This window comes from Streptomyces coerulescens (assembly GCF_042657965.1).
Lineage (GTDB): Bacteria > Actinomycetota > Actinomycetes > Streptomycetales > Streptomycetaceae > Streptomyces > Streptomyces coerulescens.
This window is the reverse complement of sequence record NZ_JBHSKM010000008.1, coordinates 47054-72750: the sequence shown is the minus strand read 5'-3', so window position 1 is coordinate 72750 and position 25697 is coordinate 47054. Positions and strand designations below refer to the sequence as shown.

At 71.2% G+C, this 25697-nt stretch carries 19 protein-coding genes; 12 read left to right on the top strand and 7 right to left on the bottom strand.

What is annotated here, in order from left to right:
* Positions 1–38 precede the first annotated feature (38 nt).
* The gene (locus ACFPQ9_RS14630; RefSeq protein WP_380852584.1) at positions 39–2288 is read left to right on the top strand and encodes a DEAD/DEAH box helicase; all 2250 of its coding nucleotides are present in this window, start codon (positions 39–41) and stop codon (positions 2286–2288) included.
* Positions 2289–2354: 66 nt separating this feature from the next.
* Here the strand turns inward: ACFPQ9_RS14630 and ACFPQ9_RS14625 are convergent, their stop codons facing one another.
* Positions 2355–3266 carry a LysR family transcriptional regulator gene (locus ACFPQ9_RS14625; protein WP_380852581.1) on the bottom strand — a complete coding sequence of 304 codons (912 nt, stop codon included), beginning with the start codon at positions 3264–3266 and terminating at the stop codon, positions 2355–2357.
* Positions 3267–3359: 93 nt separating this feature from the next.
* On the opposite strand from ACFPQ9_RS14625, the gene ACFPQ9_RS14620 reads away from it, so the two are divergent.
* The gene (locus ACFPQ9_RS14620; protein WP_380852578.1) at positions 3360–4190 is read left to right on the top strand and encodes an oxidoreductase; all 831 of its coding nucleotides are present in this window, start codon (positions 3360–3362) and stop codon (positions 4188–4190) included.
* Positions 4191–4363: 173 nt separating this feature from the next.
* On the top strand, positions 4364–5941 hold the full coding sequence (locus ACFPQ9_RS14615; protein ID WP_380852575.1) for a S8 family peptidase: 1578 nt from the start codon (positions 4364–4366) through the stop codon (positions 5939–5941).
* A 90-nt stretch (positions 5942–6031) separates the two neighbouring features.
* On the opposite strand, the gene ACFPQ9_RS14610 is transcribed toward ACFPQ9_RS14615, so the two are convergent.
* Positions 6032–7243 carry a serpin family protein gene (locus ACFPQ9_RS14610; protein ID WP_380852572.1) on the bottom strand — a complete coding sequence of 404 codons (1212 nt, stop codon included), beginning with the start codon at positions 7241–7243 and terminating at the stop codon, positions 6032–6034.
* A gap of 80 nt (positions 7244–7323) precedes the next feature.
* On the opposite strand from ACFPQ9_RS14610, the gene ACFPQ9_RS14605 reads away from it, so the two are divergent.
* From ACFPQ9_RS14605 to ACFPQ9_RS14580, 6 genes are all read left to right on the top strand, one after another.
* Positions 7324–8487 (top strand): DUF4190 domain-containing protein, encoded by a 1164-nt coding sequence (locus tag ACFPQ9_RS14605; RefSeq protein WP_380852569.1) that lies wholly within the window; start codon positions 7324–7326, stop codon positions 8485–8487.
* 159 nt (positions 8488–8646) lie between these two features.
* The gene (locus ACFPQ9_RS14600; protein ID WP_380852566.1) at positions 8647–9399 is read left to right on the top strand and encodes a GntR family transcriptional regulator; all 753 of its coding nucleotides are present in this window, start codon (positions 8647–8649) and stop codon (positions 9397–9399) included.
* A gap of 375 nt (positions 9400–9774) precedes the next feature.
* Positions 9775–9966, top strand: coding sequence for an SPOR domain-containing protein (locus ACFPQ9_RS14595; RefSeq protein WP_030967771.1), 192 nt, complete (start codon positions 9775–9777; stop codon positions 9964–9966).
* 30 nt (positions 9967–9996) lie between these two features.
* A complete protein-coding gene (locus tag ACFPQ9_RS14590) occupies positions 9997–10395 on the top strand; it encodes a (deoxy)nucleoside triphosphate pyrophosphohydrolase (protein WP_380852563.1) in 399 nt (132 codons plus the stop codon).
* Between the two features lie 108 nt (positions 10396–10503).
* Positions 10504–10935, top strand: coding sequence for an ATP-binding protein (locus ACFPQ9_RS14585; RefSeq protein WP_380852560.1), 432 nt, complete (start codon positions 10504–10506; stop codon positions 10933–10935).
* A 308-nt stretch (positions 10936–11243) separates the two neighbouring features.
* Positions 11244–13988 carry a SpoIIE family protein phosphatase gene (locus tag ACFPQ9_RS14580; RefSeq protein WP_380852557.1) on the top strand — a complete coding sequence of 915 codons (2745 nt, stop codon included), beginning with the start codon at positions 11244–11246 and terminating at the stop codon, positions 13986–13988.
* An 11-nt stretch (positions 13989–13999) separates the two neighbouring features.
* On the opposite strand, the gene ACFPQ9_RS14575 is transcribed toward ACFPQ9_RS14580, so the two are convergent.
* Complete coding sequence (locus ACFPQ9_RS14575) at positions 14000–15673, bottom strand: hypothetical protein (RefSeq protein ID WP_380852554.1); 1674 nt, start codon at positions 15671–15673, stop codon at positions 14000–14002.
* Between the two features lie 96 nt (positions 15674–15769).
* On the opposite strand from ACFPQ9_RS14575, the gene ACFPQ9_RS14570 reads away from it, so the two are divergent.
* Complete coding sequence (locus tag ACFPQ9_RS14570) at positions 15770–16906, top strand: glycoside hydrolase family 18 protein (RefSeq protein WP_380852551.1); 1137 nt, start codon at positions 15770–15772, stop codon at positions 16904–16906.
* Positions 16907–16916: 10 nt separating this feature from the next.
* On the opposite strand, the gene ACFPQ9_RS14565 is transcribed toward ACFPQ9_RS14570, so the two are convergent.
* The 4 genes from ACFPQ9_RS14565 to ACFPQ9_RS14550 are packed head-to-tail and all read right to left on the bottom strand — an operon-like array spanning position 16917 to position 20799.
* Positions 16917–17693, bottom strand: coding sequence for a succinate dehydrogenase/fumarate reductase iron-sulfur subunit (locus ACFPQ9_RS14565; protein WP_380852548.1), 777 nt, complete (start codon positions 17691–17693; stop codon positions 16917–16919).
* A complete protein-coding gene (locus ACFPQ9_RS14560) occupies positions 17690–19633 on the bottom strand; it encodes a fumarate reductase/succinate dehydrogenase flavoprotein subunit (protein WP_380853890.1) in 1944 nt (647 codons plus the stop codon). The genes ACFPQ9_RS14565 and ACFPQ9_RS14560 overlap by 4 nt, the downstream gene beginning before the upstream one ends.
* 22 nt (positions 19634–19655) lie before the next feature.
* Complete coding sequence (locus tag ACFPQ9_RS14555; RefSeq protein WP_380852545.1) at positions 19656–20477, bottom strand: hypothetical protein; 822 nt, start codon at positions 20475–20477, stop codon at positions 19656–19658.
* Positions 20478–20508: 31 nt separating this feature from the next.
* Positions 20509–20799, bottom strand: a complete 291-nt coding sequence (locus ACFPQ9_RS14550) for a hypothetical protein (protein WP_380852542.1) — start codon at positions 20797–20799, stop codon at positions 20509–20511.
* A 355-nt stretch (positions 20800–21154) separates the two neighbouring features.
* On the opposite strand from ACFPQ9_RS14550, the gene ACFPQ9_RS14545 reads away from it, so the two are divergent.
* On the top strand, positions 21155–23371 hold the full coding sequence (locus ACFPQ9_RS14545) for an ABC transporter family substrate-binding protein (RefSeq protein ID WP_380852539.1): 2217 nt from the start codon (positions 21155–21157) through the stop codon (positions 23369–23371).
* A gap of 182 nt (positions 23372–23553) precedes the next feature.
* The gene (gene typA, locus ACFPQ9_RS14540) at positions 23554–25461 is read left to right on the top strand and encodes a translational GTPase TypA (RefSeq protein ID WP_380852536.1); all 1908 of its coding nucleotides are present in this window, start codon (positions 23554–23556) and stop codon (positions 25459–25461) included.
* Positions 25462–25697: the final 236 nt, after the last annotated feature.

Sequence of the window (25697 nt, the reverse complement as noted above, 5' to 3'; positions counted from 1 at the left end):
CGGGGACGCGGTGGGAGGGGCGAGAGGGGCGGGGCGGGATGGGGCGGAGCGAGCGGGAGGCGGTGGCGAGGGCCAGGCGGCTGTTCGAGGCGGCGCGGGCCGTCGTCGACGATCACGCGCGGGCCGTCGAGGCCGTACGCGCCGCCCTGGAACCGATCCATGACGACCTGGCCCGCAGCGAGCTGGACGCCATCCCGGTGGCCCGGCTGAAGGACCTCACCGAGGGCAGGCTGCGGCTGGGCGAGGTGGAGAAGGGCGGGTTCCGCACGGTCGGGCAGGTCCTGGACGCCGGCCCGTACCGGCTGCGGCAACTGCCCGGCGTCGGACAGCAGACGGCCGACCAGACGGTGGCCGCCGCCCGGCGGATCGCCGACGCCGTACGCGAGACCATCGCCGTGCACATCGACGTGGACCGCCCGGAGCCCCGCACCACCGCACTGGTCGTCGCCCTCAACGTCCTGGTGGAGGCGGGCCCCGAAGCACGCCGGGCCGTCGACACGGCCGGCACGCTCACCAAGCGGCTCGAGCGGCCGCTGGCCGACGCGGCACCGACGTCCGGACGGCTGCGCATGCTGTTCGCGGGCCGGGCGGGACGGGAACGCGCGCTGACGGCCCTGACCGAGGTCCGCGCCCTCACCGAGCAGGCCGACCGGGACGAGGTGCCGCGACTGCTCGCCCAGGCCTCGGTCGACCTGCTGCGCCGCCCGGAGTCCGAGGTGGCCGCCCTGATCGACTTCGAGCTCCGTTCCGCCGAGTACTACGGCCTGCTCGCCGAGCTCTCGGGCCGCGCCCCCGACCCGGCGGCGGCCGAGGGTTTCCTGCCGGACGAGGTGGCCGAGCGGGTCAGGAACCAGACGCTCGACGACACGCACCGCCGGGTCTCCCTGCGCGGCTACCAGTCCTTCGGCACCCGCTTCGCGCTCGCCCAGCGCCGGGTGATCCTCGGCGACGAGATGGGACTCGGCAAGACGATCCAGGCCATCGCCGCGCTCGCGCACCTCGCGGGTGAGGGACAGAGCCACTTCCTGGTCGTCTGCCCGGCCAGCGTGCTCATCAACTGGACCCGGGAGATCGAGAAGCGCAGCGCACTGCGGGTGACGCCGCTGCACGGTCCCGACCGGCAGGAGGCGTTCGCCGACTGGAAGGGGCGGGGCGGCGTCGCGGTCACCACCTTCGACGCCCTGCGCGGCTTCCCGGTGCCCGGCGGCGGCGAGCCGGTCATGCTCGTCGTGGACGAGGCGCACTTCGTGAAGAACCCGCAGACCCGCCGCTCGATGGCCGTCTCCGAGTGGGCCGAGCACTGTGACCGGGTGCTGTTCCTGACGGGTACGCCCATGGAGAACCGGGTCGAGGAGTTCCGCAGCCTGGTGCGGATCCTCCGGCCCGAACTGGCCGAGAGCGTCGACGAGCACGACGGCGTGGCCGGCTCCAAGGCGTTCCGGAAGGCGGTCGCCCCGGTCTATCTGCGCCGCAACCAGCAGGACGTCCTCACCGAACTCCCCGCGCTCCAGCACACGGACGAGTGGGAGGAACCCAGCGCGCAGGACGAGGAGGCCTACCGCGAGGCCGTGCGCGCCGGCAACTTCATGGCCATGCGCAGGGCGGCGTACGCGCGTCCGGAGCGGTCGGCGAAGCTGGACCGGCTGCGCGAGATCGCCGCCGAGGCCGCCGAGAACGGCCTGAAGGTCGTCGTGTTCTCGGCCTTCCGCGACGTTCTGGGAGTGGCGCGGCAGGCCCTCGCGGCCGGCACGGCTCCGGCAGCGGTGGACGGAGCTGACGACCCGAGCGAGGACAGCCCGCTCAACGGCCATGACCGGAAGAACCCCCGGCAGGTCTTCGGCCCCATCTCCGGCAGCGTGCCGCCCGCCCGTCGTCAGCAGCTCGTCGACGACTTCGCGGCCGCACCCGGCCACGCCGTCCTGCTCGCGCAGATCGAGGCCGGCGGCGTGGGCCTGAACATGCAGGCCGCCTCCGTCGTCATCCTCTGCGAGCCACAGCTCAAGCCCACCGTCGAACACCAGGCGGTCGCCCGCGCCCACCGCATGGGCCAGGTCCGCTCGGTCCAGGTGCACCGCCTGCTCTGCACGGGCGGAGTGGACGAACGGCTGGTGCGGCTGCTGGAGAACAAGTCCCGCCTGTTCGACGCCTACGCGCGCCGCAGCGCCGTCGCGGAGGCGACCCCGGACGCCGTCGACATCTCGGACGTCTCCCTGGCCCGCCGTATCGTCGAGGAGGAACAGGCACGGCTGGCCACGACACCGGCCACACCCGCGCCGGAACGGGCGTGAACGGGAACACCTTTCCGCATACGGCCGTACCGCATCGGGCGGCCGTACAGCACACGGCCATACAGCTCACGGCCCTCCCGCCACACGCCGGCAAGCCTCGGCATACGCCTGTACGACAGGCCGCCGGGCGTCCTCCCGCCGCCACGCCAGCGCGTACCGGCTCGGCGCGAGCCCCCGCACCGGGCGCGTCACCACTCCGCCCAGGGTGACCAGCGGAGCGTTGCCCGTGGCCACCAGGCAGACCCCAAGTCCCGCGACCAGCGCCTCGTACGTCTCCTCGGTGCCGGCGATCTCCGCCCCGATGCGCGGCGGACGACCGCCCCGCTCCTCCAGGGCCAGCCAGTAGTCGCGCAACGGCCCCGCTCCGGCCGGCAGGGCGAGGAACGGCTCGTCCATCAGGTCCGTGAAGTCGATCTCCGGGCGGGAGGCGAGGCGGTGGGTCTCGGGGAGGGCGACGAGCCGGGGCTCCTCCGCGACGACCGTCCAGCCGTAGCGGCCGGAGTCCGGCAGCGGCAGCCAGACGAAGGCGATGTCGGCGTCGCCGTCGGCCAGCCCGGCGGTGGGGTCCTCCCAGCTCACCTGCCGCAGCCGCAGGACCGTCTCCGGGTGGTCGGCCGTGAAACGGGAGCGGATCGCGGGCAGCAGGCCGCCCCGGCCGGGGCTGGTGCTCATGCCCACGACCAGCGTGCGGCGCGCCGCCGCCCGGGCGGCCTCCAGCGCCGCCGACCCCTCCGACCAGGCCTCCAGCACCCGGTGGGCGTGCGGCAGCAGCGCCGCGCCCGCCGCGGTGAGCGTCACGCCCTGTGGATCGCGGCGGAACAGCTCCACGCCCAGCTGCCGCTCCAACGCGCGCACCTGCTTGCTGAGCGCGGGCTGGGAGACGTACAGCCGTTCGGCCGCACGGGTGAAATGCAGGTCCTCGGCCACCGCCACGAAGTAGCGCAGGTCCCGTACATGAACGTCCAATGCCATAACCATCGGTTATCAGCATGGGTCTTGGACGGGCAACCGCATCCGCAGCCAGGGTGGTCCGTGCAAGCCCTTCCGCACGAACCACGACGAGGAGTTGGCATGAACAAGGTGTGGCTGATCACTGGTGCGAGCAGCGGTTTCGGCCGTGCGGTGGCGGAAGCGGCCCTGGCCGAAGGCGATGTGGTGGTGGGCGCGGTGCGGCGTCCCGAGGGGCTGGACGACCTCGTGGCCGCCCACCCCGACCAGGTGGAGGCGCTGCGGCTGGACGTCGGTGACACGGGGGCCGCCGAGGCCGCCGTGCGGGATGTGATCGCCCGGCACGGCCGGATCGACGTCCTGGTCAACAACGCGGGCCGTACGCACGTCGGCGCCTTCGAGGAGACCACCGAGCAGGAGCTCCGCGAGCTGTTCGACGTGCATGTCTTCGGGCCGGCCGCGCTCACCCGGGCCGTGCTGCCGCACCTGCGTCAGCGCCGCTCGGGAGCGATCGTGCAGATGAGCAGCATGGGCGGGCAGATGTCCTTCGCGGGCTTCTCGGCGTACAGCGGAACCAAGTTCGCGCTGGAGGGCCTGTCCGAGGGGCTCGCGGACGAGGTCGCCGAGTTCGGCATCAAGGTGCTGATCGTCGAGCCCGGCTCCTTCCGCACCGCGCTGTTCGAGCCCGGGCGGGCCGGCACCAGCACGGACAGCGGCCTGTATCCGAAGGTGAGCCAGACGCGCGGTTTCGTCTCCGGCGGCGACGGCACCCAGCCCGGCGACCCGGCGAAGGCGGCGGCCCTGATCCTCGCCGCCCTCAAGTCCGAGAACACCCCGCTGCGGCTGCCGTTGGGCGACGACGGCGTCGACGCGGTCCTCGGCCACCTCGACCAGGTCCGCACGGACGTCGCGGCGTGGGAGAAGCGCGCGCGGGCGACGGGTTTCGACGACTGACCGCGTCAGGTTCGCCCGTGCAGGGCCCTTGTGTAATTCCTGTGGAGCCCTCAATCTTTCGGCTGGTGCACAGGTGCGACACAGCAATTTGACATGTCCCTGTCCAAATTGCCGTTCCTTCTCGCCCCGTGCTCCCCCCACCGACGCACCACCGATTGAGGAGGACCCCTCAGATGGCAGTGATGCGTAATTCCCGCAGAGACAGCAGGCGAAGACTCGCCGTCCTCAGCCTGACGGCCACCGCGGCGCTCGCCGCGAGCCTCGTCTCCGCACTCCCCGCGGCGGCCGCTCCCGAGGGCCGCGTCCAGTACGCCGGCGCGGCCAACGCCGTCGCCGACAGCTACATCGTGACGCTCAGGGCGGACCACGCCCGCTCCGGCTCCCAGGCGGGACGCGCCCTCGTCGAGCGATACGGCGCCGGCATCGAGCGGACGTACAAGAAGGCCCTGAACGGCTACGCGATCGAGGCCTCCGCGACCGAGGCGAAGCGGCTCGCCGCCGACCCGGCGGTCGCCTCCGTCGTGCAGAACCGCACGTTCAGCATCGACGCGACCCAGACCAACCCGCCCTCCTGGGGCCTGGACCGCATCGACCAGAAGAACCTGCCGCTCAACAGTTCCTACACCTACCCGGATTCGGCCGGGCAGGGCGTGACCGCGTACGTCATCGACACCGGCGTCCGCATCACCCACAGCGACTTCGGCGGCCGTGCCTCCTACGGCTACGACGCCATCGACAACGACAACACCGCCCAGGACGGCCACGGCCACGGCACCCACGTCGCCGGCACGGTCGCGGGCAACGCCTACGGTGTCGCCAAGAAGGCCAAGGTCGTCGGCGTCCGTGTGCTGAACAACTCCGGCTCCGGTACGACCGCCCAGGTCGTCGCCGGCATCGACTGGGTCGCCCAGAACGCGGTCAAGCCGGCCGTCGCCAACATGTCCCTCGGCGGCGGCGCCGACACCGCCCTCGACACGGCCGTACGCAACGCCATCGCCTCCGGCGTCACCTTCGCCGTCGCGGCGGGCAACGAGTCGACCAACGCCTCCACCAGGTCCCCCGCGCGCGTGACGGAGGCGATCACGGTCGGCGCCACGACCTCGTCCGACGCCAAGGCGAGCTACTCCAACTACGGCTCGGTGCTCGACCTGTTCGCGCCCGGCTCGTCCATCACCTCGGCCTGGAACTCCGGCGACTCGGCGACCAACACCATCTCCGGTACGTCGATGGCCACCCCGCACGTCGCGGGCGCGGCGGCGCTCTACCTCGGCGCCAACCCCAGCTCCACCCCGGCCCAGGTCTCCTCGGCCCTGACGTCCGCCGCCACGACCGGCGTCGTCACCAGCCCCGGCTCCGGCTCGCCCAACCGGCTGCTGTACGTCGGCGGCGGTACGACCACCCCGCCCGGCCCGCGCTTCGACAACACCGGTGACTACGCCATCGCCGACAACTCCACGGTCGAGTCCCCGGTGACCGTCTCCGGAGTCTCCGGCAACGCGCCCTCGGCCCTGGCCGTCGAGGTGCACATCGTGCACACGTACATCGGCGACCTCCAGGTCCAGCTGATCGCCCCGGACGGCACGGCGTACACGCTGAAGTCGTACGGCACCGGCGGCAGTTCGGACAACATCGACACCACGTACTCCGTGAATGCCTCGTCGGAGGCGGCCAACGGGGTGTGGAAGCTGCGTGTGAGTGACAACGCGCGGTTGGACACCGGGCGTATCGATGCCTGGGCGCTTCAGTTCTGAGCCGGTAGCGCCGCGCATGGCCGTCTGCGGCTGTGTCGTGGCTGGTCGCGCAGTTCCCCGCGCCCCTGAGGGCGTGGCTGAACGCGGCGTTCAGTAGTTCCCCTCGTCCTCGCGGTACGGCTCCGGGTCCGTCACCCAGCCTGCCGCGAGGACGAGCCGTGAGTGGCGGTGCAGGGCGAGGAAGCCGAAGGGGCGGTCGAAGGTGGCCTCGATGGTCGTGGTCGTCCAGCGGAGCTGGGGTGGGCCCGCGCCCGCCGCGCCGAAGGCCGTCACCGCTGCCGCCTCGAAGCCGCGCGCGTCGAACCGGGCCATGGCCGACTGCCGGGCCCCTTCGATGTACAGGGGGAAGCCGCCGATCCCGGGGAAGTGGCCGGGCGGCTGCTCCAGCATCGCCGTCGTGAGCCCGAACACCGGGTGGTGATCGAGCAGATCGTGGCTCGAGCGCACCTCGTACGCCACGGTCCGCACGTCCAGCGTCGGCGGCTCGGGCGTCGCGGCGCGCTCCTTCACGACGCGCAGGCCGGGACCCACATCGCCGTAGGGGAGCCGGGATCCCGGGACGACGGGACAGCCGCCGGCCAGGACGTCCACGCCCGCGCCGAGCACCTGCCCGGGCGTCATCCTCTCCTCGCCCAACAGCAGATGGACGTCAGCGGCGTTGTCGCCCAGCACCTTCAGCTCGGTGACCTGCCCGGCGGGCGTGTCCGCGACGCCGACCCGGTCCAGCAGCGCGCTCTCCCGGCGCAGACCCACCAGCTCCCGCCCGCGCCAGGGGCCGGTCTCCGGCATCCACGGCCACTCGTGGAAGGGCCGCAGCCACTTCGTCCGCAACGCCAGGGCACTGGCCAGCACCAGTTCGGTGTCCTCGGTCAGCGGGACGGGCATCTCCCCGATCAGCCCACCCGTCCGCTTCGCCGCCCACGCGTCCAACGCCCCTTTGTCGGCCGCCGGATCCCCCGTGAGCACCCCGTGCGCCGCCGCGGGCAGCCCCGCCCGCCACCCCTCCCGCAGCTCCAGCGTCCGCTTCGTCCACAGTCCGAGCGCCGAGTCCAGCCCCCGCATCTCGCCCATCGCGCCCAGCAACTCCCGTGCCGCGCCCGCCGCATCGTCCGCCGGGAGCCCGACCGCGTCGGCCAGTTCCGCCCTCGCCGGGCCGCCCGCGCCGTCCGCCAGGAAGGCGAGCAGCGGCCACACGCCCGCCGCCGAGAAGACCGTGCCGCCGGCCGCGGCGGGTCCCGACGCCTGTGCCCAGCGGGCGGTCAGCTCGTTCACCGTCCGGATCGTCGCCTTCGTCACCGGCATGACCATCCCCCTCGTTCCCCGCTTACCATTCGCCCAGTCGTACGCCCGTTCCCGCCGCCCGAACCAGGAGCACGGTACTCGTGTCCATACCTCCGCCTCCCGGACCGCACCAGCCACCAGGGCCCCCGGAGCACGCCCAAGGGCCGTACGCGTACCACCCCTACGGGGCCTACGGCCCGTACGGCCGTCCCGTGCCCGTCAACGGCGTCGCCATCGGCGCCCTCGTCCTCGGCATCCTCTGCTTCGTGCCGGCCGTGGGCCTGGTGCTGGGGCTGATCGCGCTGACGCAGATCAAGAAGCGGGGCGAGCGCGGCAAGGGCATGGCGATCGCCGGTTCCCTCCTGTCGACCGCCGGGCTCGTGCTGTGGGGGCTGGCGCTGTCCACGGGCGCCGCGTCCGACTTCTGGGACGGCTTCAAGGGCGCCGCGAGCGGCGAGGGCACCACCTACGCGCTCGCCACGGGCGACTGCTTCGACTCGCCGACCGGCAACCTGGAGGGCGAGACCTACGACGTCACCGAGGTGCCCTGCTCCGGCGAGCACGACGGCGAGGTCTTCGCGATGGTCGGACTGCCGGACAACACCTACCCCTCCTATCCCGGTGACGACGAGATCTCCCGGATCGCGGACGACAAGTGCTACGGGCTCCAGGACCGTTACGCCATGGACACCTGGGCCGTACCGGACGACGTGGACGTGTACTACTACATGCCGTCGAGGCAGAGCTGGCGCCTCGGTGACCGCGCGATCGTCTGTGTGTTCGGCAGCGCGGAGGAGAACGGCAGGCTGACCGGTTCGCTGCGCAACGACGCCATGCTGCTCGACACCGATCAGATCGCCTACCTCTCCGCCGCCAACGCCGTCGACATCGCCCTGTTCGAGGAGCCCGAGGAATACCCCGAGGAGGATCTGGCGGCCAACCGGGCCTGGGCGAAGGACGTCCACGCCGTCCTCGGCGAACAGCTGGAGTCGCTGCGCGGGCACAGCTGGCAGGGGGAGGCCGAGCAGCCGCTCACCGACCTGATCGACGAGATGGAGGACGCCCACCGGGAGTGGGCGAAGGCGGCCGCCGCGAAGGACGTGGACACGTACTACGCGCACTACGACAACGGGTACGAATACATCGACGGCCCCACCACCGTCACCGCGCGCAAGGCTCTGGGCCTGGACACCACCGCGCCGACGTACGAGGACGACTCCACAGGCGGGGGCGAGAGCGCCGGTAGCGGTGGTCTCGATGTGTGAACCGAGGTGTGAGCGCGGCTATAGCGGGGAGAAAGTGCCTGCGTAAAGGCCTCGGGGGGCACAAGTCATCACATCGAGTGATTCTCTGGCCTTTGCTTGCGTGAGACAACTCATGGTTGCCAGGCTGTTGCTGTCTGTACAACCTGATGGGAGCGGCCAGTGACTTTCGGTGAGCAGCCGGCCTACCTGCGCGTCGCGGGTGATCTCCGCAAGAAGATCGTCGACGGTTCGCTGCCGCCCCACACCCGCCTGCCGTCCCAGGCCAGGATCCGCGAGGAGTACGGAGTCTCGGACACCGTCGCGCTGGAGGCCCGCAAGGTGCTGATGGCCGAGGGTCTGGTCGAGGGCCGCTCCGGCTCCGGGACGTATGTGCGGGAGCGGCCCGTGCCCCGCCGGGTCGCCCGCTCCGGCTTCCGTCCGCCGCACGGCGCCACACCGTTCCGCCAGGAGCAGGCCGACGGGGAGACGCGCGGCACCTGGGAGTCCAGGAGCGAACAGGCCGAGGCCGGCGTCGCCGTCGCCGAGCGGCTCGGCATCCGGCCCGGCGACCGCGTGATGTGCACGCGCTATCTCTATCGGGACGCCGGCGAGGCGATGATGCTGTCGACCTCCTGGGAGCCCCTGGCCGTCACCGGCCGCACGCCCGTGATGCTGCCCGAGGAGGGCCCGCTGGGCGGCATGGGCGTCGTCGAGCGCATGGCCGCGATCGACGTCGTCGTGGACAACGTGACCGAGGAGGTGGGCGCGCGCCCCGGCCTCGCGGAGGAACTGCTGGCGCTGGGCGGCGTCCCGGGGCACGTGGTTCTCGTCATCCAGCGCACCTACTACGCGTCGGGCCGTCCGGTGGAGACGGCGGACGTGGTCATCCCCGCGGACCGCTACCGGGTTTCGTACCACCTGCCGGTGAAGTGACGCGCCCTCCGGTGAGGTAGCGCACACCTTCACGGCAGTTGCCGCCGACAGAGCCTCAACTCCCGCCCCTTCCGCCGCCGTTGGAATCTGGCCGTTCTCGCAGGTCGCCCCAGGCGTGCGCGGCATGCCCGTGACCGGAAGCACCGAGGTCCCCGCACGGCGCATTCAATGCCGTGCGCCCCCTACGACTTGGCTGGTTGCGTACCTCTTTGTGAAAAGGCGTATTCGCTGCGTAAAGGTTAGGCGTAGGCTCGGGCATATGCGGATTGCGGTTTCCTTAGCGGGCGGGGCACGGCACACGCCGCGAGCAGCACTCGGGCGGCGGGGGGCGGGAGCGAGCGGCCGGTCGAGGGCGGGAAGGAGCAGTGGGGCGCGATGAACGACAGCACGATCACTCTTCCCTGGCTCGTCGTCCGGCAGGACGACAACGGCAACCGCTATCGCGTGGGCCGTTACGCGACCCGGGCCGAGGCCCAGAAGATCGCGGACAGCCTCGACAGCCGGGGCCACAAGCAGCTGTACTGGGTCGAGCGGATCGCGCAGAACGGCGACAGTGCGGACAACTGACTCCCCCTGAGCTCCCGTAGGCTCCGGCGCATGACGGAACGGATCGTGGTCGGCGCCGCCCTGATGGACGGAGAGCGCCTTCTCGCCGCGCGCCGCAGCGCGCCCGAGGAGCTCGCCGGGCGCTGGGAGTTGCCCGGAGGCAAGGTCGAGCCCGGCGAGACGCCCGAGGCGGCGCTCGTACGCGAGCTGCGTGAGGAACTCGGCGTGGACGCCGAGGTGATCGAGCGCGTACCGGGGGCATGGCCCCTGAAATCCCCCTACGTCCTGCATGTGTGGACGGCCCGACTCCTCCCCGGAACGGGTGAACCGAGGCCCATCGAGGACCACGATGCGCTGCGCTGGCTGGGCCCCGGGGAACTCTGGGACGTGGACTGGCTGGACCAGGACGTGGCTGCCGTCCGGGAGGTGGCGGCGCGGCTGCGGCCCTGAGGAACGTCCCGGAACTTCCCGGATTCCTGACGTGTCCTCCACGTTTCGCGCGGTACCGCCCCATGAATATCGGGTATGTGGTCATTAACCCTGCGAAACCGGACATGGGTGAACCCATTGGCCTGGGAAGTGATCGGCGTGATCGACACCGAAGGCGACTGCGCCGAGTGGAGCTTTCCCGCGGAGCCGGGCGCCGTACGGGCGGCACGGGTCGCCGTTCGGGACAGGCTGCGCGACTGGGGCCTGGACAGTCTCGCCGATATCGCGGCGCTGCTGGTCAGCGAGCTGGTGACGAACTCCCTTCGGCATGCCACGGGCCCCATCGGCGTACGCCTGGTGCGCCCCGCCCGCCTCGGTGACGTCCTGCTGGTCGAGGTCTCCGACCCCCTCCCGGACCCGCCTCGCGAACGCGTCGCCCACCTGGAGGACGAGAGCGGGCGCGGACTCCAGCTCGTGGCGCACTCCTCGCGCCGCTGGGGCACCAGGCCGGGACGGAACATGGGCAAAACCGTGTGGTTCGAACTCGCGGTGCCGGAGTGACCCCGCGGGTTTCGCGTGGTGTTCCCCGGCCCTGTACAACCCGTCAGTAGGCGTCCATGGCGGTGTACGCGGCCCCTCGCCCTGTCGAACGAATGGTTCAGGCCAGTGGCAGTTGCGCAACCGCGTGATTCGACTGCGTGTCCGCTGGTTAGAAGTCTGGAAGTGTTTTCTGCGGCCGGGACCGAAAACCATCGGGACCGTGCTGTGATCGTGAACACCGTGTTGTGCGGGGCCGTAGTGCTGGATACTGCGGGCAGCCGCCGCCGGTGACCGGTGCCGGACGCGGTGAGCTGGAGGGGACGGTTCGCGTGAGCGAGATACCAGCGAAGGCGACGGAGTCCGAGGACCCGTCGGACGGCGCGAGGACGGGGGCCGCGGGACAGCGGTCCGACGGCATACGAGCCTCGCGAGCCTCTCAGGTCACACGGGCCTCTCAGGACACACAGAACCACGGCGGCGTATCCAACTCCCGTGACGCGCAAGCCGCCGACGACGGACCGGCCTCCGACCTGGGGTTCGCGTTCGACGAACCACGGCCCGGCGACTCCGTCTGGCAGAGCAGCCCGCCCGGTTCGATCTACGACTACATCAAGGCCGCTTCCTTCTCCATCGGCCCCGACGGCCTGGTCGACCAGTGGAGTCTGCGCGCCGAGCAGATATTCGGCATCCCCGCCGAACGCGCCGTCGGCATGGACCCCATCGAGGCGTTCGTCGACCCCGACCTGCGCGACCACGGCCAGCGCAAGATGGCGGAGATCCTGGACGGGCGGGAGTGGACCGGTGTGGTCCCCTTCCGGGTGCCCGACGACGCCGACGGCCGGCCCGGCCAGGACGGCCTCGCCGAGGTGTACGTCATGCCGACGCGGACCGAGGACGGCGAGAAGGCCGCCGTGTGCATCGTCGTGGATGTGCGCACCCTGCGCCGGATGGAGACCGACCTCGCCGCCTCGCAGGCGATTTTCGGTCAATCTCCCTTCGGCTTCCTGCTGATCGACCCCGATCTGCGGGTACGCCGCGCCAATCAGCGGTTCGCCTCTCTGTTCGGCGGCCGCCCCGACGACCACCGCGGCAAGGACGTCCACGACTACCTCTCGCGCCCCGAGGCCGAACGTGTCTCGGCCACCCTGCGCCGCGTCCTGGAGAGCGGCGACTCCATCACGGACATGCACGTCACCGGGTTCCTGCCGGGCTCCGACGAGCGCCGGCACTGGTCCGTCAATCTCTACCGGGTGCACAGCGGCAGCGGCCGCCCCATCGGCATCGCCTGGCTCGGAATCGACATCACCGCGCGCCGCGCCGCCGCCCGCGAGGCCGCCGCCGCCCGGCGCAATCTCGCCCTGCTGAACGAGGCCGGTGCCCGCATAGGCAACTCCCTCGACCTGGAGACCACGGCCCGCGAACTCCTCGACGTCGTCGTCCCCGGCTTCTGCGACCTCGCCACGGTCGACCTCTACCAAGGACTGCTGGCGGGCGACGAGGCCCCGCCCGGCCTCGCCGACGGCAGCGCGGAACTGCGCCGGGTCGCCTTCGCCAGCGCCGTCTCCGACGCGCCCTTCGTCGGCGGCGGCGTCCCCGTCGCGGTCGGCGCCGTCCACCACTACCCCTTCAACTCGCCCTGCGCGGACGCCCTGCGCACCGCCCGGCCGCAGCACGTGCCCGGCGAGGAGGGCGGGCTCGTCCAGTCCACGCTCGCCGTGCCGATGGTCGCCCACGACACGGTCGTAGGACTGGCGCAGTTCGCGCGGACCAAGGGCAGCGAGCCGTTCGGCGACCGGGACCGGGACCTGGCGGTCGAACTCGCCGCGCGCGCCGCGGTCTGCATCGACAACGCCCGGCTTTACCGGCGCGAGCACGAGCGGGCGCTGATCCTGCAACGGTCCCTGCTGCCGCCGGGGGACCCGGTCGCCTCGGGCCTGGACATCGCGTGCCGCTATCTGCCCGGCAACTCCTCGGCGGACCGGCCCAGCGAGGTCGGCGGCGACTGGTTCGACGTCATCGAACTGCCCGGCCACCGCACCGCGTTGGTGGTGGGCGACGTGATGGGCCGCGGACTGCGTGCCGCCGTGGCGATGGGCGAACTGCGCTCCGCCGTCCGCACGCTGGCCCTGCTCGACCTCGAACCTGCCGAGGTCCTCTCCGCCCTGGACGAGATCGCACGCGGCCTCGGCGCACCCGGCGGCGTCCAGCAGGCCACCCGCGCGGCCCGCCGCCCCCGGGAGGCGGACCTGTCGGAGGTGTACCTGGCGACATGCGTGTACGCCGTCTACGACTCCGTCACGCGCCGCTGCACCTTCGCGAACGCGGGCCACCTTCCGCCCGTTCTCGTCGAGCCCGGCGAGGACGCGCTGATGCTCGACGTGCCGCCGGGGATGCCGCTCGGCGTGGGCGGGGAGCCGTTCGAGGAGGTCGAGGTCGAACTGCCGGAGGGCGCGCTGCTGGCGCTCTACACGGATGGACTCGTGGAGTCCCGCGACCATCCGCTGGACGAGGGCCTGCAAGCGTTCGTCGGCGCGCTCACCGACCCCACGCGTCCCCTGGAGGACGTCTGCGACCACGTCCTCAACACCCTCGACACCCACCACGGCGAGGACGACATCGCGTTGCTGATGGCACGTGTCCAGGGGCTGCCCGCCGACTCGGTCGGCGACTGGACCCTGCCGCGCGAGCCCCGCAGCGTGGGCCGGGCCCGCGAGTACGCCCGCGGCAGGCTGCTGTCCTGGGACCTCGAACCCCTGGTCGACACCACGGAACTCCTCGTCAGCGAACTGGTCACCAACGCCCTGCGCTACGGCGAGGGCGAGATCAGACTGCGCCTCCTGCTTGACCGCACCCTGGTCTGCGAGGTCTGGGACTCCGGCCTGGTCCAGCCCCGTCGCCGCCGTGCCCGCGACACCGACGAGGGCGGCCGGGGCCTGCAACTGGTCGGCCTCCTCAGCGCGGCCTGGGGCTCCCGCCGCACCCCCCGCGGCAAGACGGTGTGGTTCGAACTCCCCCTGCCGGACGGCGAGCACGGCCTCACGGATCCGGCGGAGGCATTGCTCAGCCTGTTCTGAGGCGCTGAGCCTCAGCCTGCTGCCGCCGGGCGGCGGCCCCTGGTGCGGGGGCCGCCGAAGCTGGGCGGCGGGCCGCCGGGGGGCTCGGTGGACAGGAGGATGCCGCCGAGGACCGCTCCGGTGAGGCCACTGATGTCGTGGCCGGGGTCGTCGACGGGGTGGCCGTGCAGGCGGATGTCCTGTTCGGCCAGTTCGCGGGCCTGCTGGGCCAGGGTGTCGGCCGAGACCAGGTCGGCGAGTTCCTCACGCGGGCCCCGCCCGGCCGGCGCCGGCACCGGCGGAGCGAGCAGTCGCCGCGCCTCGGCCAGCCGGGTGCGCGCCTCGCAGCTCACCGCCGCCCGATGCGTCGCGACGACGTCGTCCGCACCGCCGACCGCACTGCGAGCGCACACCACCGCGGCCGCCGGGATCACCCCGGCCCGCCCCGCCGCGAGAGGAGCAACGCCCCGCACGATCCGCCGCAGCAGGTCCAGCGGGTCGTACGGCCGCCCGGAGGCCAGCTCCTCGCGTACGCCGGCCAGGGTGACGTCGGCGTGGCCGACCCGGGCGCGCAGTTCGCCCGGCGGGATGTCGGCGTACGGGGCACCCACCGCCGCCGGCACCGGCTCGCGCGCCCCCGCGATCTCCACCTCCCCGCCGGTCAGCGCGGCCGGAACCATCGCCGCGGCCGTGGCGAGCTCCCCGGCGAGCCGTTCGACGCCGTCGACGAAGACGGCGGCCTGGGCGATGGCACCCTCGGCGGCGCGCAGCCGGCCGCCGGCTCGTTCGTTGTCGCCCAGATCGGCCGACTGGCGGGCGTGGTTGAGCTGGGTCGTGGCGAACACCAGCCGGTCCTTGGCCTGCTCGACATGGCCCGTGACGGCGGCGGTCGCGGAGGGGGCGTAGCGCTCGCCGAGCTCGCCCAGCACCGTGTCCGCACCTCCGGTCCGCCAGGTCAGCTCACGGAACCGGCCCTCGGCGACGACCAGGGCATGCCCAAGGCCCCCGCCCAGCCCCTCCTCCAGCCCCCGTGACTGATCGAACGCGGCTGCCTGTCCGTCCAGCAGCCGCCCCACCTCCTCGCACCGCCCGACGATCCCCGCCAGCGCGTGCCGACGGGCCGCGGCTTCCGCCGGCACCCCGCCCTCGTACTGCCACCGCATCCGGAACGCCACCGCCAACTCGCCCCGCGCGTCCCGCAGAACCCGAGTGAAGGGCTCCACATGCTCGACGTCCTCCACCCCGAACCGCCCCGCGACGAACGCCAGCTCCTCCTCGCTGACCCGCACCGAGTCGTCGGCCTCGACCAGCGCGGTCCGCGCCCGCTCGTCGAGCTCGTCGGCGGGCGGTTCCGCGGCCTGGACGGGCGCCCCTCCGGGAGTCGTACGGTCCCGTGTCCGCCGCCTGCGCCGAATGAACCCGTATCCCGCGAGGATCCCGGCCACGAGCACGGCCACCATGGGCAGCACGTAGTCGGCGGCAGAGGTGTTCCCGCCCTGCGCGTCCCCCGCGCCCTGCCGCTGCTCCATCGCCCCCGCGACGGGCCGGTCCGTGCCGCCCGCAACCGTGCCCCCATCGCTCGTCGTCATGCCGGGCAACACCAGCCACACCACCCCGACCAGACCGCCCACCACGGCGTGCGCCACCCGCACCGATATGTGCGAGCGCCCACGCCGCGACCGGCCCCGGATCAAGGATGACGTCACATTTCGGAGCGTATGAGCAGCAATGCCCCCGCGCGACCGGGATGCGTCCAGGGTGGTGTGCAGGGACACAGGGCAACGGATGAGGGGAACCCGGCGATGGAACGACAGGGCAACGACCACGCACCTACCGACTCCGAGCCGGAGGAGCGGGAGCGGTCAGCCCCGGCCGAGGGGGAGGGCGAGGGCGAAGGCGGAACAGGGGCGCGGGCGGACACCGGACGCCGTGCCCGCCGCCGTCGCCTCCTGCGCCGCACCGCCCTCACCCTCGCCCTGCTCCTCCTCGTCCCCGTCCTGAGCGCCGCGCTCGCCCTGCGCCTGAACTACACAGGCGACCTAGCCGAAGGCACCCACACCAGAAACCGGGACGCCATCTGGCTCGGCCACGCCTGGGTCGACGGCCGCAAGAAGGACGCCGACGTCGAGGCCCTGGCCCGCCGTCTGCAAGGCACCGGCATCCGCGACCTCTATGTCCACGCGGGCCCCCTGGAACACGACGGCACCCTCCCCGCCTCGGCCTATCCCAAGGCCCGCTGGCTCATAGAGGCCGTACACAGACAGATCCCGGCCGTCCGTGTCCAGGCATGGCTCGGCGACAAGCTGGCGACCGAGGACGACGACGGCATGCGCCTGAGCCGTCCCGCGACCCGTCAGGCGGTCGTCGAGTCCACCCGCCGGATCCTCACCACCGGCTTCGACGGGGTCCACTTCGACCTCGAACCCCTCCACTCAGGCGACCGGGACTACCTCACCCTCCTCGACGCCCTCGGCCGCCTCACCCGCGCCCAGGACGTCCCGCTCTCCGTCGCCGCCCACCAGATCGACCCGCTCCCGGCACTGCACTCCGTCGCCGGCGCGCTCACCGGGCACCCCAAGTGGTGGTCGCAGGAGTTCTTCGGCGAGGTGGCCCGCCGCGTCGACCAGATCGCGGTGATGTCGTACGACACGGCCATGCCGCTGGAGAGCCTGTACGGCGGCTATGTCGCCCAGCAGACCTCGCTCGCCCTGGAGGCCACCCCGCCCGGCACCGACCTCCTGATGGGGCTGCCGTTCTTCCACGACAACAAGATCGGTCACCGGGCGGCGGCCGAGACGGTCCCCGCCGCCGTCCGCGGCGTCCGCCTCGGCCTGTCCCGTACGGACGCCGACCGGGCGTGCTTCGGCGTCGCCCTCTACGTCGACTTCGCGGCGACAGAGGGCGACTGGACGGCGTACGAAGAGGGCTGGGTCCGCTGACGACCGGGGCTCACTCCGCCGAGGAGCGCCTCCTGATCTTCGAGCCCAGCCACACCAGCGGGTCGTACTTGCGGTCCACGGCCCGTTCCTTCAGCGGGATCAGCGCATTGTCGGTGATCTTGATGCCCTCGGGGCAGACCTCCGTGCAGCACTTGGTGATGTTGCAGTAGCCGAGGCCGTGTTCGTCCTGGGCGGTCTTCTTGCGGTCCAGTCCGGTGTCGGAGGCCGCGTCCAGGGGGTGCATGTCGAGTTCGGCGACCCGCATCAGGAAGCGGGGGCCCGCGAACGCCGGTTTGTTCTCCTCGTGGTCACGCACCACATGGCAGGTGTCCTGGCACAGGAAGCACTCGATGCACTTGCGGAACTCCTGCGAGCGGTCCACGTCCTCCTGCATCATCCGGTACTCGCCCGGGCCCAGGTCCGCCGGCGGCACGAAGGCCGGCACCTGGCGCGCCTTCTCGTAGTTGAAGCCGACGTTCGTGACCAGGTCCCGGACCACGGGGAAGGCGCGCAGCGGGGTGACGGTGATCGTCTCCTCGCGGGTGAACACCGACATCCGCGTCATGCACAGCAGCCGCGGCCGCCCGTTGATCTCGGCGGAGCACGAACCGCACTTGCCCGCCTTGCAGTTCCAGCGGACGGCGAGGTCGGGCGCCTGGGTGGCCTGGAGGCGGTGGATGATGTCGAGGACGACCTCGCCGTCGTTCACCTCGACCTTGAAGTCCTCCAGGCCGCCGCCCTGCACATCGCCCCGCCACACCTTGAAGCGGGCCTCGTAGCTGCTCACTGGTAGAGCTCCTCTTCGGGGAGGTACTTGACCAGCTCTTCCTTGTCGAAGAGAGCCAGCAGGTCCTGGCGGACGGGTTCGGTGGTCTCACGTACGAGATCGATCTGGCCGCGCTCGGGGTCGGTGGCCGCGAGGCCGCCCGTCGGGTCGGCCAGGTGGCACAGCAGGTTGATGCTGCGCCACTTGCGGTCCATCGTCGGATGGTCCTCACGGGTGTGGCCGCCGCGGGACTCCGTGCGCTCCAGCGCGGCCCGCGCCACGCACTCGCTGACCAGCAGCATGTTGCGCAGGTCGAGCGCGAGGTGCCAGCCCGGGTTGAACTGCCGATGCCCCTCGACGCCGGCCCGGCGGGCCCGCACCCGCAGCTCGGCGAGCTTCTCCAGCGCCCGCTCCATCTCGCCCTCACGGCGGATGATGCCGACGAGGTCGTTCATCGCCTGCTGGAGTTCCTGGTGCAGCGTGTACGGGTTCTCCGGCGGGCGGCCGTCGTCCTCGGTGCCGGGCGGGCCCTCCGCCGAGAACGGGCGCAGCGCCTCCGCGGCCGAGGTGTCGATCTCCAGGTCGCTGACCTCGGGGCGTTCGAAGGCCCGTGCCGCCGCGTGCTCGGCGGCGTGCCAGCCGGCCCGGCGGCCGAACACCAGCAGGTCGGACAGGGAGTTCCCGCCGAGCCGGTTGGAGCCGTGCATGCCGCCGGCCACCTCGCCGGCCGCGAACAGCCCCGGCACCCCACGTGCCGCCGCCGTGTCCGAGTCGACCGCGATGCCGCCCATGACGTAGTGGCAGGTCGGCCCGACCTCCATCGCCTCGGCTGTGATGTCCACGTCCGCCAGCTCCTTGAACTGGTGGTACATGGAGGGCAGCCGGCGCCGGATGACATCCGCCGGCATCCGGGTCGACACATCCAGGAAGACCCCGCCGTGCGGGGAGCCGCGGCCCGCCTTCACCTCGGAGTTGATCGCGCGGGCCACCTCGTCGCGGGGGAGCAGCTCGGGAGGACGCCGGTTGTTGTCCGGGTCCTCGTACCAGCGGTCGCCCTCCTCCTCCGACTCGGCGTACTTCTCCTTGAAGACGTCGGGGATGTAGTCGAACATGAACCGCTTGCCCTCGGAGTTGCGCAGCACCCCTCCGTCGCCGCGCACCGACTCCGTGACCAGGATCCCCTTCACGGAGGGGGGCCAGACCATCCCCGTGGGATGGAACTGCACGAATTCCATGTTCAGCAGCGGCGCACCCGCGAGCAGCGCCAGCGCATGCCCGTCGCCCGTGTACTCCCACGAATTCGACGTCACCTTGAAGGACTTGCCGATCCCGCCGGTCGCGATGACCACGGACGGGGCCTCCAGGACGAAGAAGCGGCCCGTCTCGCGCTCGTAGGCGAAGACCCCGGAGACCCGGCTGCCGTCCTTCAGGACCCGGGTGACCGTGCACTCCTGGTACACCTTCAGCCGGGACTCGTAGTCCCCGGTCTCCTTCTTGTCCTCCTGCTGCAGCGCCACGATCTTCTGCTGCAACGTGCGGATCAGCTCCAGACCGGTGCGGTCACCGACGTGCGCCAGACGCGGGTACTCGTGCCCGCCGAAGTTGCGCTGCGAGATCCGGCCGTCCTTCGTACGGTCGAAGAGCGCGCCCCAGGTCTCCAGCTCCCAGACCCGGTCCGGCGCCTCCTGCGCGTGCAGCTCGGCCATCCGCCACTGGTTGAGGAACTTGCCGCCGCGCATGGTGTCGCGGAAGTGGACCTGCCAGTTGTCGTGCTCGTTGGCGTTGGCCATGGCCGCCGCGATGCCGCCCTCGGCCATCACGGTGTGCGCCTTGCCGAACAGCGACTTGCAGATCACGGCCGTACGGGCGCCTCGCTCCCGTGCCTCGATCGCCGCCCGGAGGCCCGCGCCCCCCGCGCCGATCACGACGACGTCCCACTCCTGCCGTTCGACCACGGACATCTGTTCAGTCCCCACTCACGAATTAGAAGAAGCGCGGATCGTCGAAGACCCCGGACGCGACGAGATAGACGTAGAAGTCGGCGAGCGCCACGCTCACCAGCGACGCCCACGCCAGCAGCATGTGGCGGGCGTTGAGCTTCCCGATCCACTGCCACATGCGATAGCGCACGGGGTGTTTGGAGAAGTGCTTGAGCTTGCCGCCCACGATGTGCCGGCACGAGTGGCAGGACAGGGTGTACGCCCAGATCAGCACGATGTTGGCGAGGAAGACGAGGGTGCCGAGGCCCATGTGGCCCCACTCGTAGTTCTCGTCGCGGAAGGCGAGCACCGTGTCGTACGTCAGGATCCCGGCGACCAGGAGCGCTGCGTAGAAGAAGTACCGGTGGATGTTCTGCAGGATCAGCGGGAAGCGGGTCTCACCGGAGTACTTCTTGTGCGGCTCCGCCACCGCGCAGGCCGGGGGCGACATCCAGAAGCCGCGGTAGTAGGCCTTGCGGTAGTAGTAGCAGGTCAGGCGGAAGCCGAGCGGGAAGATCAGGATGATGATCGCGGGGGAGATGCCCCACCAGCTGCCGAAGAGCTCCCAGTTCGGCCCGGCGCGCATGGGCTCGCAGTTCTCCGCCAGACAGGGCGAGTAGAACGGGGAGACGTACGGCGCCGCGTAGTAGTCCGCGTTCGCGAAGGCCCGCCAGGTCGAGTAGACGATGAACGCCAGCAGACCGGCCGCGGTGGCGGCCGGGGCCAGCCACCAGCGGTCGGTCCGCAGGTGCGGGGCTTCGATCGCGGCGCGCGTACCCGTTCGTACGCCGCCGCTGTTCAGATGGGGTTCCGTACCAGTGGCCAATGCATGACTCCGGTCGGTTCAGGTGGAGGGATCAGGGGGCGCGGCGGTCCCTGGCGCCGAGACCCTCGTCGTCCGTGTCGATCCACAGAGAGTCGTCGTACGGCGTGTCGGGGATGGTGACGAGCTCCGGCCTGCGCTGCGCGCCCGGTGACGCGGCGGATTCCCGCAGCAGCGCCACGCTCTCGCGCAGGTGGTCGGCGTCGGTGCGCACACGGCGCATCTCCAGCCCGCCGGTGCCCAGCTGCTGTTCGAGGCGGCCCACGGACCGGGCCAGGTCGTCGAGACAGCGCTGGACAGTTGTCAGGTCGTCTTGCACGGACATGACGTGACCTCACTTCCGTGGGCCCTTCGGCCCTGGGTGGCAACGTTCATGCGCCTGCGAGTGTTGCGCGTCACACCTATCGCTGTGAAGGGATGTGCAGCGATTGGCGGATTGCACGCCTCCGACGCGCGCTCGCACGCGCTCTGTGTACGCCGGTGAGCCGAAGGAGCGAGAGGGGGGTGCCTTACTCCGGACGGGTGGGCTTGCCCGCCCCCGTCGCCGTGTCGTCTCCGCCGGGCGAACCCTTTCCTCTTCAGTGGGGGGCCATAGATCTGATCAACTCCAAAATACCGCCAAATGTGATCAGAACGCACAAATTGTAACCGGCGGGAGCCGCTCCACGGAGGTACCAGAGATGTCCCACGACGGCATCGCCACCCGCTCGGTCATGCGCTCGGTCGCCTTCCTCGCAGCGAGCGCGCTCGCGATGTCCGTGCTCGCCGGGTGCAGCGACCCCGACCCGGCCGGCAAGCCGCTCGCCGGCCAGGACATCGCCGCCGCCGACCGGTCCCGGATCGCCGACGGAGGCACGCTGCGCTGGGCCGTGGACGCCGTACCGGAGACGCTGAACACCTTCCAGTCGGACGCCGACGCCGCCACGACCCGGATCGCGCAGGCGACGCTGCCTTCGATGTTCCGGTTCGACGCCACCGGGCGCCCGGAGCGCAATCCGGCCTATCTGGAGTCGGCCAAGGTCGTCGAGACCGAGCCCAAGCAGGTCGTCCTGTACAAGCTCAACCAGCAGGCCGTCTGGAGCGACGGCCGGGAGATCGGCGCCGCCGACTTCGCCGCCCAGTGGCGCGCCCTGTCCGGCAAGGACAGCGCGTACTGGACCGCCCGCAACGCCGGCTACGACCGGATCGAGAAGATCCAGCGCGGCGACAACGACCTGGAGGTACGGGTCACCTTCGGACAGCCCTACTCGGACTGGCGGTCGCTGTTCTCGCCGCTGTATCCGAAGGAGGTCATGGGCACGCCGGACTCGTTCAACGACGGGGCGCGGCGCAAGCTCAAGGTCAGCGCCGGACCGTTCACCGTGAAGTCGATCGACCGCAAGGGCAACGAGGTCCGCCTCACCCGCAATCCGCGCTGGTGGGGCGAGCCGGCCAAGCTGAACGAGATCCTGCTGCGGGCCGTGCCGCGCGACCAGCGGGCCGCCGCGCTGGCCGCCGGGGATCTGGACCTGGCCGAGGTCGACCCGACCGCGGCCAAGCGCATCGCGCTCGCCGCCCCGCCGCGTCCGCAGTCACCGTCGCCCGGCGCGTCCGGCACCCCGCTGATGGGTCCGGACCGGCGCACGCTGACCGCCGGGCAGAAGCGCGACAAGGCGAGGTTCCGGGGCTTCGAGGTACGGAAGTCGCTGGAGCCGGCGTACACCCAGCTCGCCCTCAACGGCGGCGACGGTCCGCTCGCCGACGAGCGGGTGCGGCGCGGCCTGGCCCGCGCGCTCGACCGCGAGGAACTGGCGAAGCTGGTCCTCTCCCCGCTCGGACTGCCCGCCGAGCCGGTCGGCAGCCATCTCGCACTGTCCGGCCAGGCCGCCTACGCCGACAGCAGCGGGGCGATCGGCGGCCAGGACAGGGCCGAGGCGCAGGCGCTGCTCGCGGACGCGGGCTGGGTGCAGGGCGGTCCGATCAAGGAGAAGAAGGAGAAAAAGGGGGAGAAGAAGGGGGAGAAGGCGGCCGGCAGCGAGGCGGACAAGTCCAAGAAGGGCTCCGAAGGGGAGAAGTCGAAGAAGGACTCCAAGAAGGACTCGGCCGAGGAGGCCGACAAGAAGAAGTCCGAGAAGGAGTCCGAGAAGAAGTCCAAGAAGGAATCCGACGGCGGTGACGACGGGACGTACATCGTCGGGGAGGACAACAAGCCGGGCGACGACGAGGGCCGCACCGGCGAGCACCTCGCCCAGGACGGCAAGCAGTACGGCAGCAAGCAGCTCCAGCAGGGCGGGGTGCCCGGCGCCTACGCCCCCCGCGGCACCGCGGCCCCGGCGGGCACGGCGGTGCGGACGCTGGCGAAGGACGGCAAGGCGCTGACGCTGCGGTTCGTGGTCCCGGCAGGGGAGGGCTCGCAGTCGCTGCGGGCCGTGGCCGACCGGATCGCGATCATGCTGGAGCGGGTCGGTATCCGTACCGTGATCAGCAAGGTCCCGGACGAGAGCTACTTCAAGGACCACATCGCCTCCGGCCAGTACGACCTCGCGCTCTACTCCTGGCCGACGTCCGCCTACCCCGCGACCGACGCCCGCCCGATCTACGCCAAGCCGGTCCCGGCCGCCGACGGCTCCCTGAACGTCGAGCAGAACTACACCCGCGTCGGCACCGACCAGGTCGACCAGCTCTTCGACCAGGCCATCGCCACGCTGGACGAGTCCGAGTCCCGCTCCCTGATCCGCAAGGCCGACTCCCGCATCTGGGCGGCGGCCGGCTCGATCCCGCTCTACCAGCGCCCCCAGCTGACCGCGGTGCGGACGAGCATCGCCAACGTGGGCGCCTTCGGCTTCGGGACGCCGGTGTACGAGGACATGGGCTTCCTGAAGAAGGGGGCGGCCGCTCCGGCGCCCCAGGCTTCGTAGGCCGACCCCAGGCTTCGTGGCCTCGGCCCCTGCCGCCGGGGGCCGAGGGTCGGCCCAGCGAGCCCCTCCCGCGGCGGGCACGTACCATGGGGTGAGGCCGTGGCATGTACAGCCCGGCAGGGTCCGCGTAACACAGACGTACGCGCCGGCCCCTTCCTCACACTCCGGGAGTACGCCGCAATATGGCCACGCGCCACGACATCCGCAATGTCGCCATCGTCGCCCACGTCGACCACGGCAAGACCACCATCGTCGACGGGATGCTGAAGCAGGCCGGTGCCTTCGCCGCCCACCAGCTCGACTCCGTCGACGACCGCATGATGGACTCGAACGACCTGGAGCGTGAGAAGGGCATCACGATCCTCGCCAAGAACACGGCGGTGAAGTATCACCCCAAGGACGGCGGGGACCCGATCACGATCAACATCATCGACACCCCGGGCCACGCCGACTTCGGTGGCGAGGTCGAGCGCGGTCTGTCGATGGTCGACGGTGTCGTGCTGCTCGTCGACGCCTCCGAGGGCCCGCTCCCGCAGACCCGCTTCGTGCTGCGCAAGGCCCTGCAGGCCCGGCTGCCGATCATCCTGTGCATCAACAAGACGGACCGTCCGGACGCCCGGATCGACGAGGTCGTCAACGAGACCTACGACCTCTTCCTCGACCTGGACGCCGACGAGGAGCAGATCGAGTTCCCGATCGTCTACGCGTGCGGCCGTGACGGCATCGCTTCCCTGACCAAGCCGGACGACGGCACGGTGCCCTCGGACTCCACCAGCCTGGAGCCGTTCTTCTCCACGATCCTGGAGCACATCCCGGCCCCGACCTACGACGAGGGCGCCCCGCTCCAGGCCCACGTCACCAACCTGGACGCCGACAACTTCCTCGGCCGTATCGCGCTGCTGCGCGTCCACCAGGGCGAGCTCCAGAAGGGCCAGACCGTCGCCTGGATGAAGCGCGACGGCTCGGTCACCAACGTGCGCATCTCCGAGCTGATGATGACCGAGGCGCTCACCCGCAAGCCCGCCGAGAAGGCCGGCCCGGGTGACATCTGCGCCGTCGCCGGTATCCCGGAGATCATGATCGGCGAGACCCTGGCCGACACCGAGAACCCGGTCCCGCTGCCTCTGATCACGGTCGACGAGCCCGCGATCTCCATGGTCATCGGCACCAACACCTCCCCGCTGGTCGGCCGCGGCGGCACCGGCAAGGGCGCCGACGCCAAGTCGGCCGTCAAGGACCGCAAGGTCACCGCCCGCCAGGTCAAGGACCGCCTCGACCGCGAGCTGATCGGTAACGTCTCCCTCCGCGTGCTCGACACCGAGCGCCCGGACGCCTGGGAGGTACAGGGCCGCGGTGAGCTCGCGCTGGCCATCCTGGTCGAGCAGATGCGCCGCGAGGGCTTCGAGCTGACCATCGGCAAGCCACAGGTCGTCACCAAGGACGTCGACGGCAAGGTCTACGAGCCCGTCGAGCGCATGACGATCGACGTGCCCGAGGAGCACATGGGCGCCGTCACCCAGCTCATGGGTGTCCGCAAGGGCCGTATGGACAACATGTCGAACCACGGCTCCGGTTGGGTGCGCATGGAGTTCGTCGTGCCGTCCCGCGGCCTCATCGGCTTCCGGACCGAGTTCCTGACCCAGACCCGCGGTACGGGCATCGGGCACTCCATCCACGAGGGCCACGAGCCCTGGTTCGGCGCGCTGCAGACCCGCAACAACGGCTCGCTGGTCGCCGACCGTTCCGGTGCCGTCACCGCCTTCGCGATGACGAACCTGCAGGAGCGCGGCGTGCTGTTCACCGAGCCCGGCACCGAGGTGTACGAGGGCATGATCGTCGGCGAGAACTCCCGCGCCGACGACATGGACGTCAACATCACCAAGGAGAAGAAGCTCACCAACATGCGGTCGTCCACGGCCGATGTGGCCGAGTCGATCGTCCCGCCGCGCAAGCTCTCCCTGGAGCAGTCCCTGGAGTTCTGCCGCGACGACGAGTGCGTCGAGGTGACCCCGGAGGCCGTCCGCATCCGCAAGGTGAACCTGGACGCCCGCGAGCGCGCCCGCGCCGCGAGCCGCGCCAAGCACGGCTGATTCCCGGACACTTGAGCCCGGGCTCCCCCACACAGGGGGAGCCCGGGTTTTTGCAAGCCGTTTTTCACTGGCTGAGAATCGCCCCCATGTCCGAAATGCGGAGATCCTCGCACGATACCCATGTAACACGTCCGTTTCGCGCCCTTCTCCCCGCAAACAGTTTGTCCGGATTTTGGAAGATCGAGGCGCGAGCTGTGACTGAATTGAGATTTAAAGACGGTAGTCGGTAGTTGGCG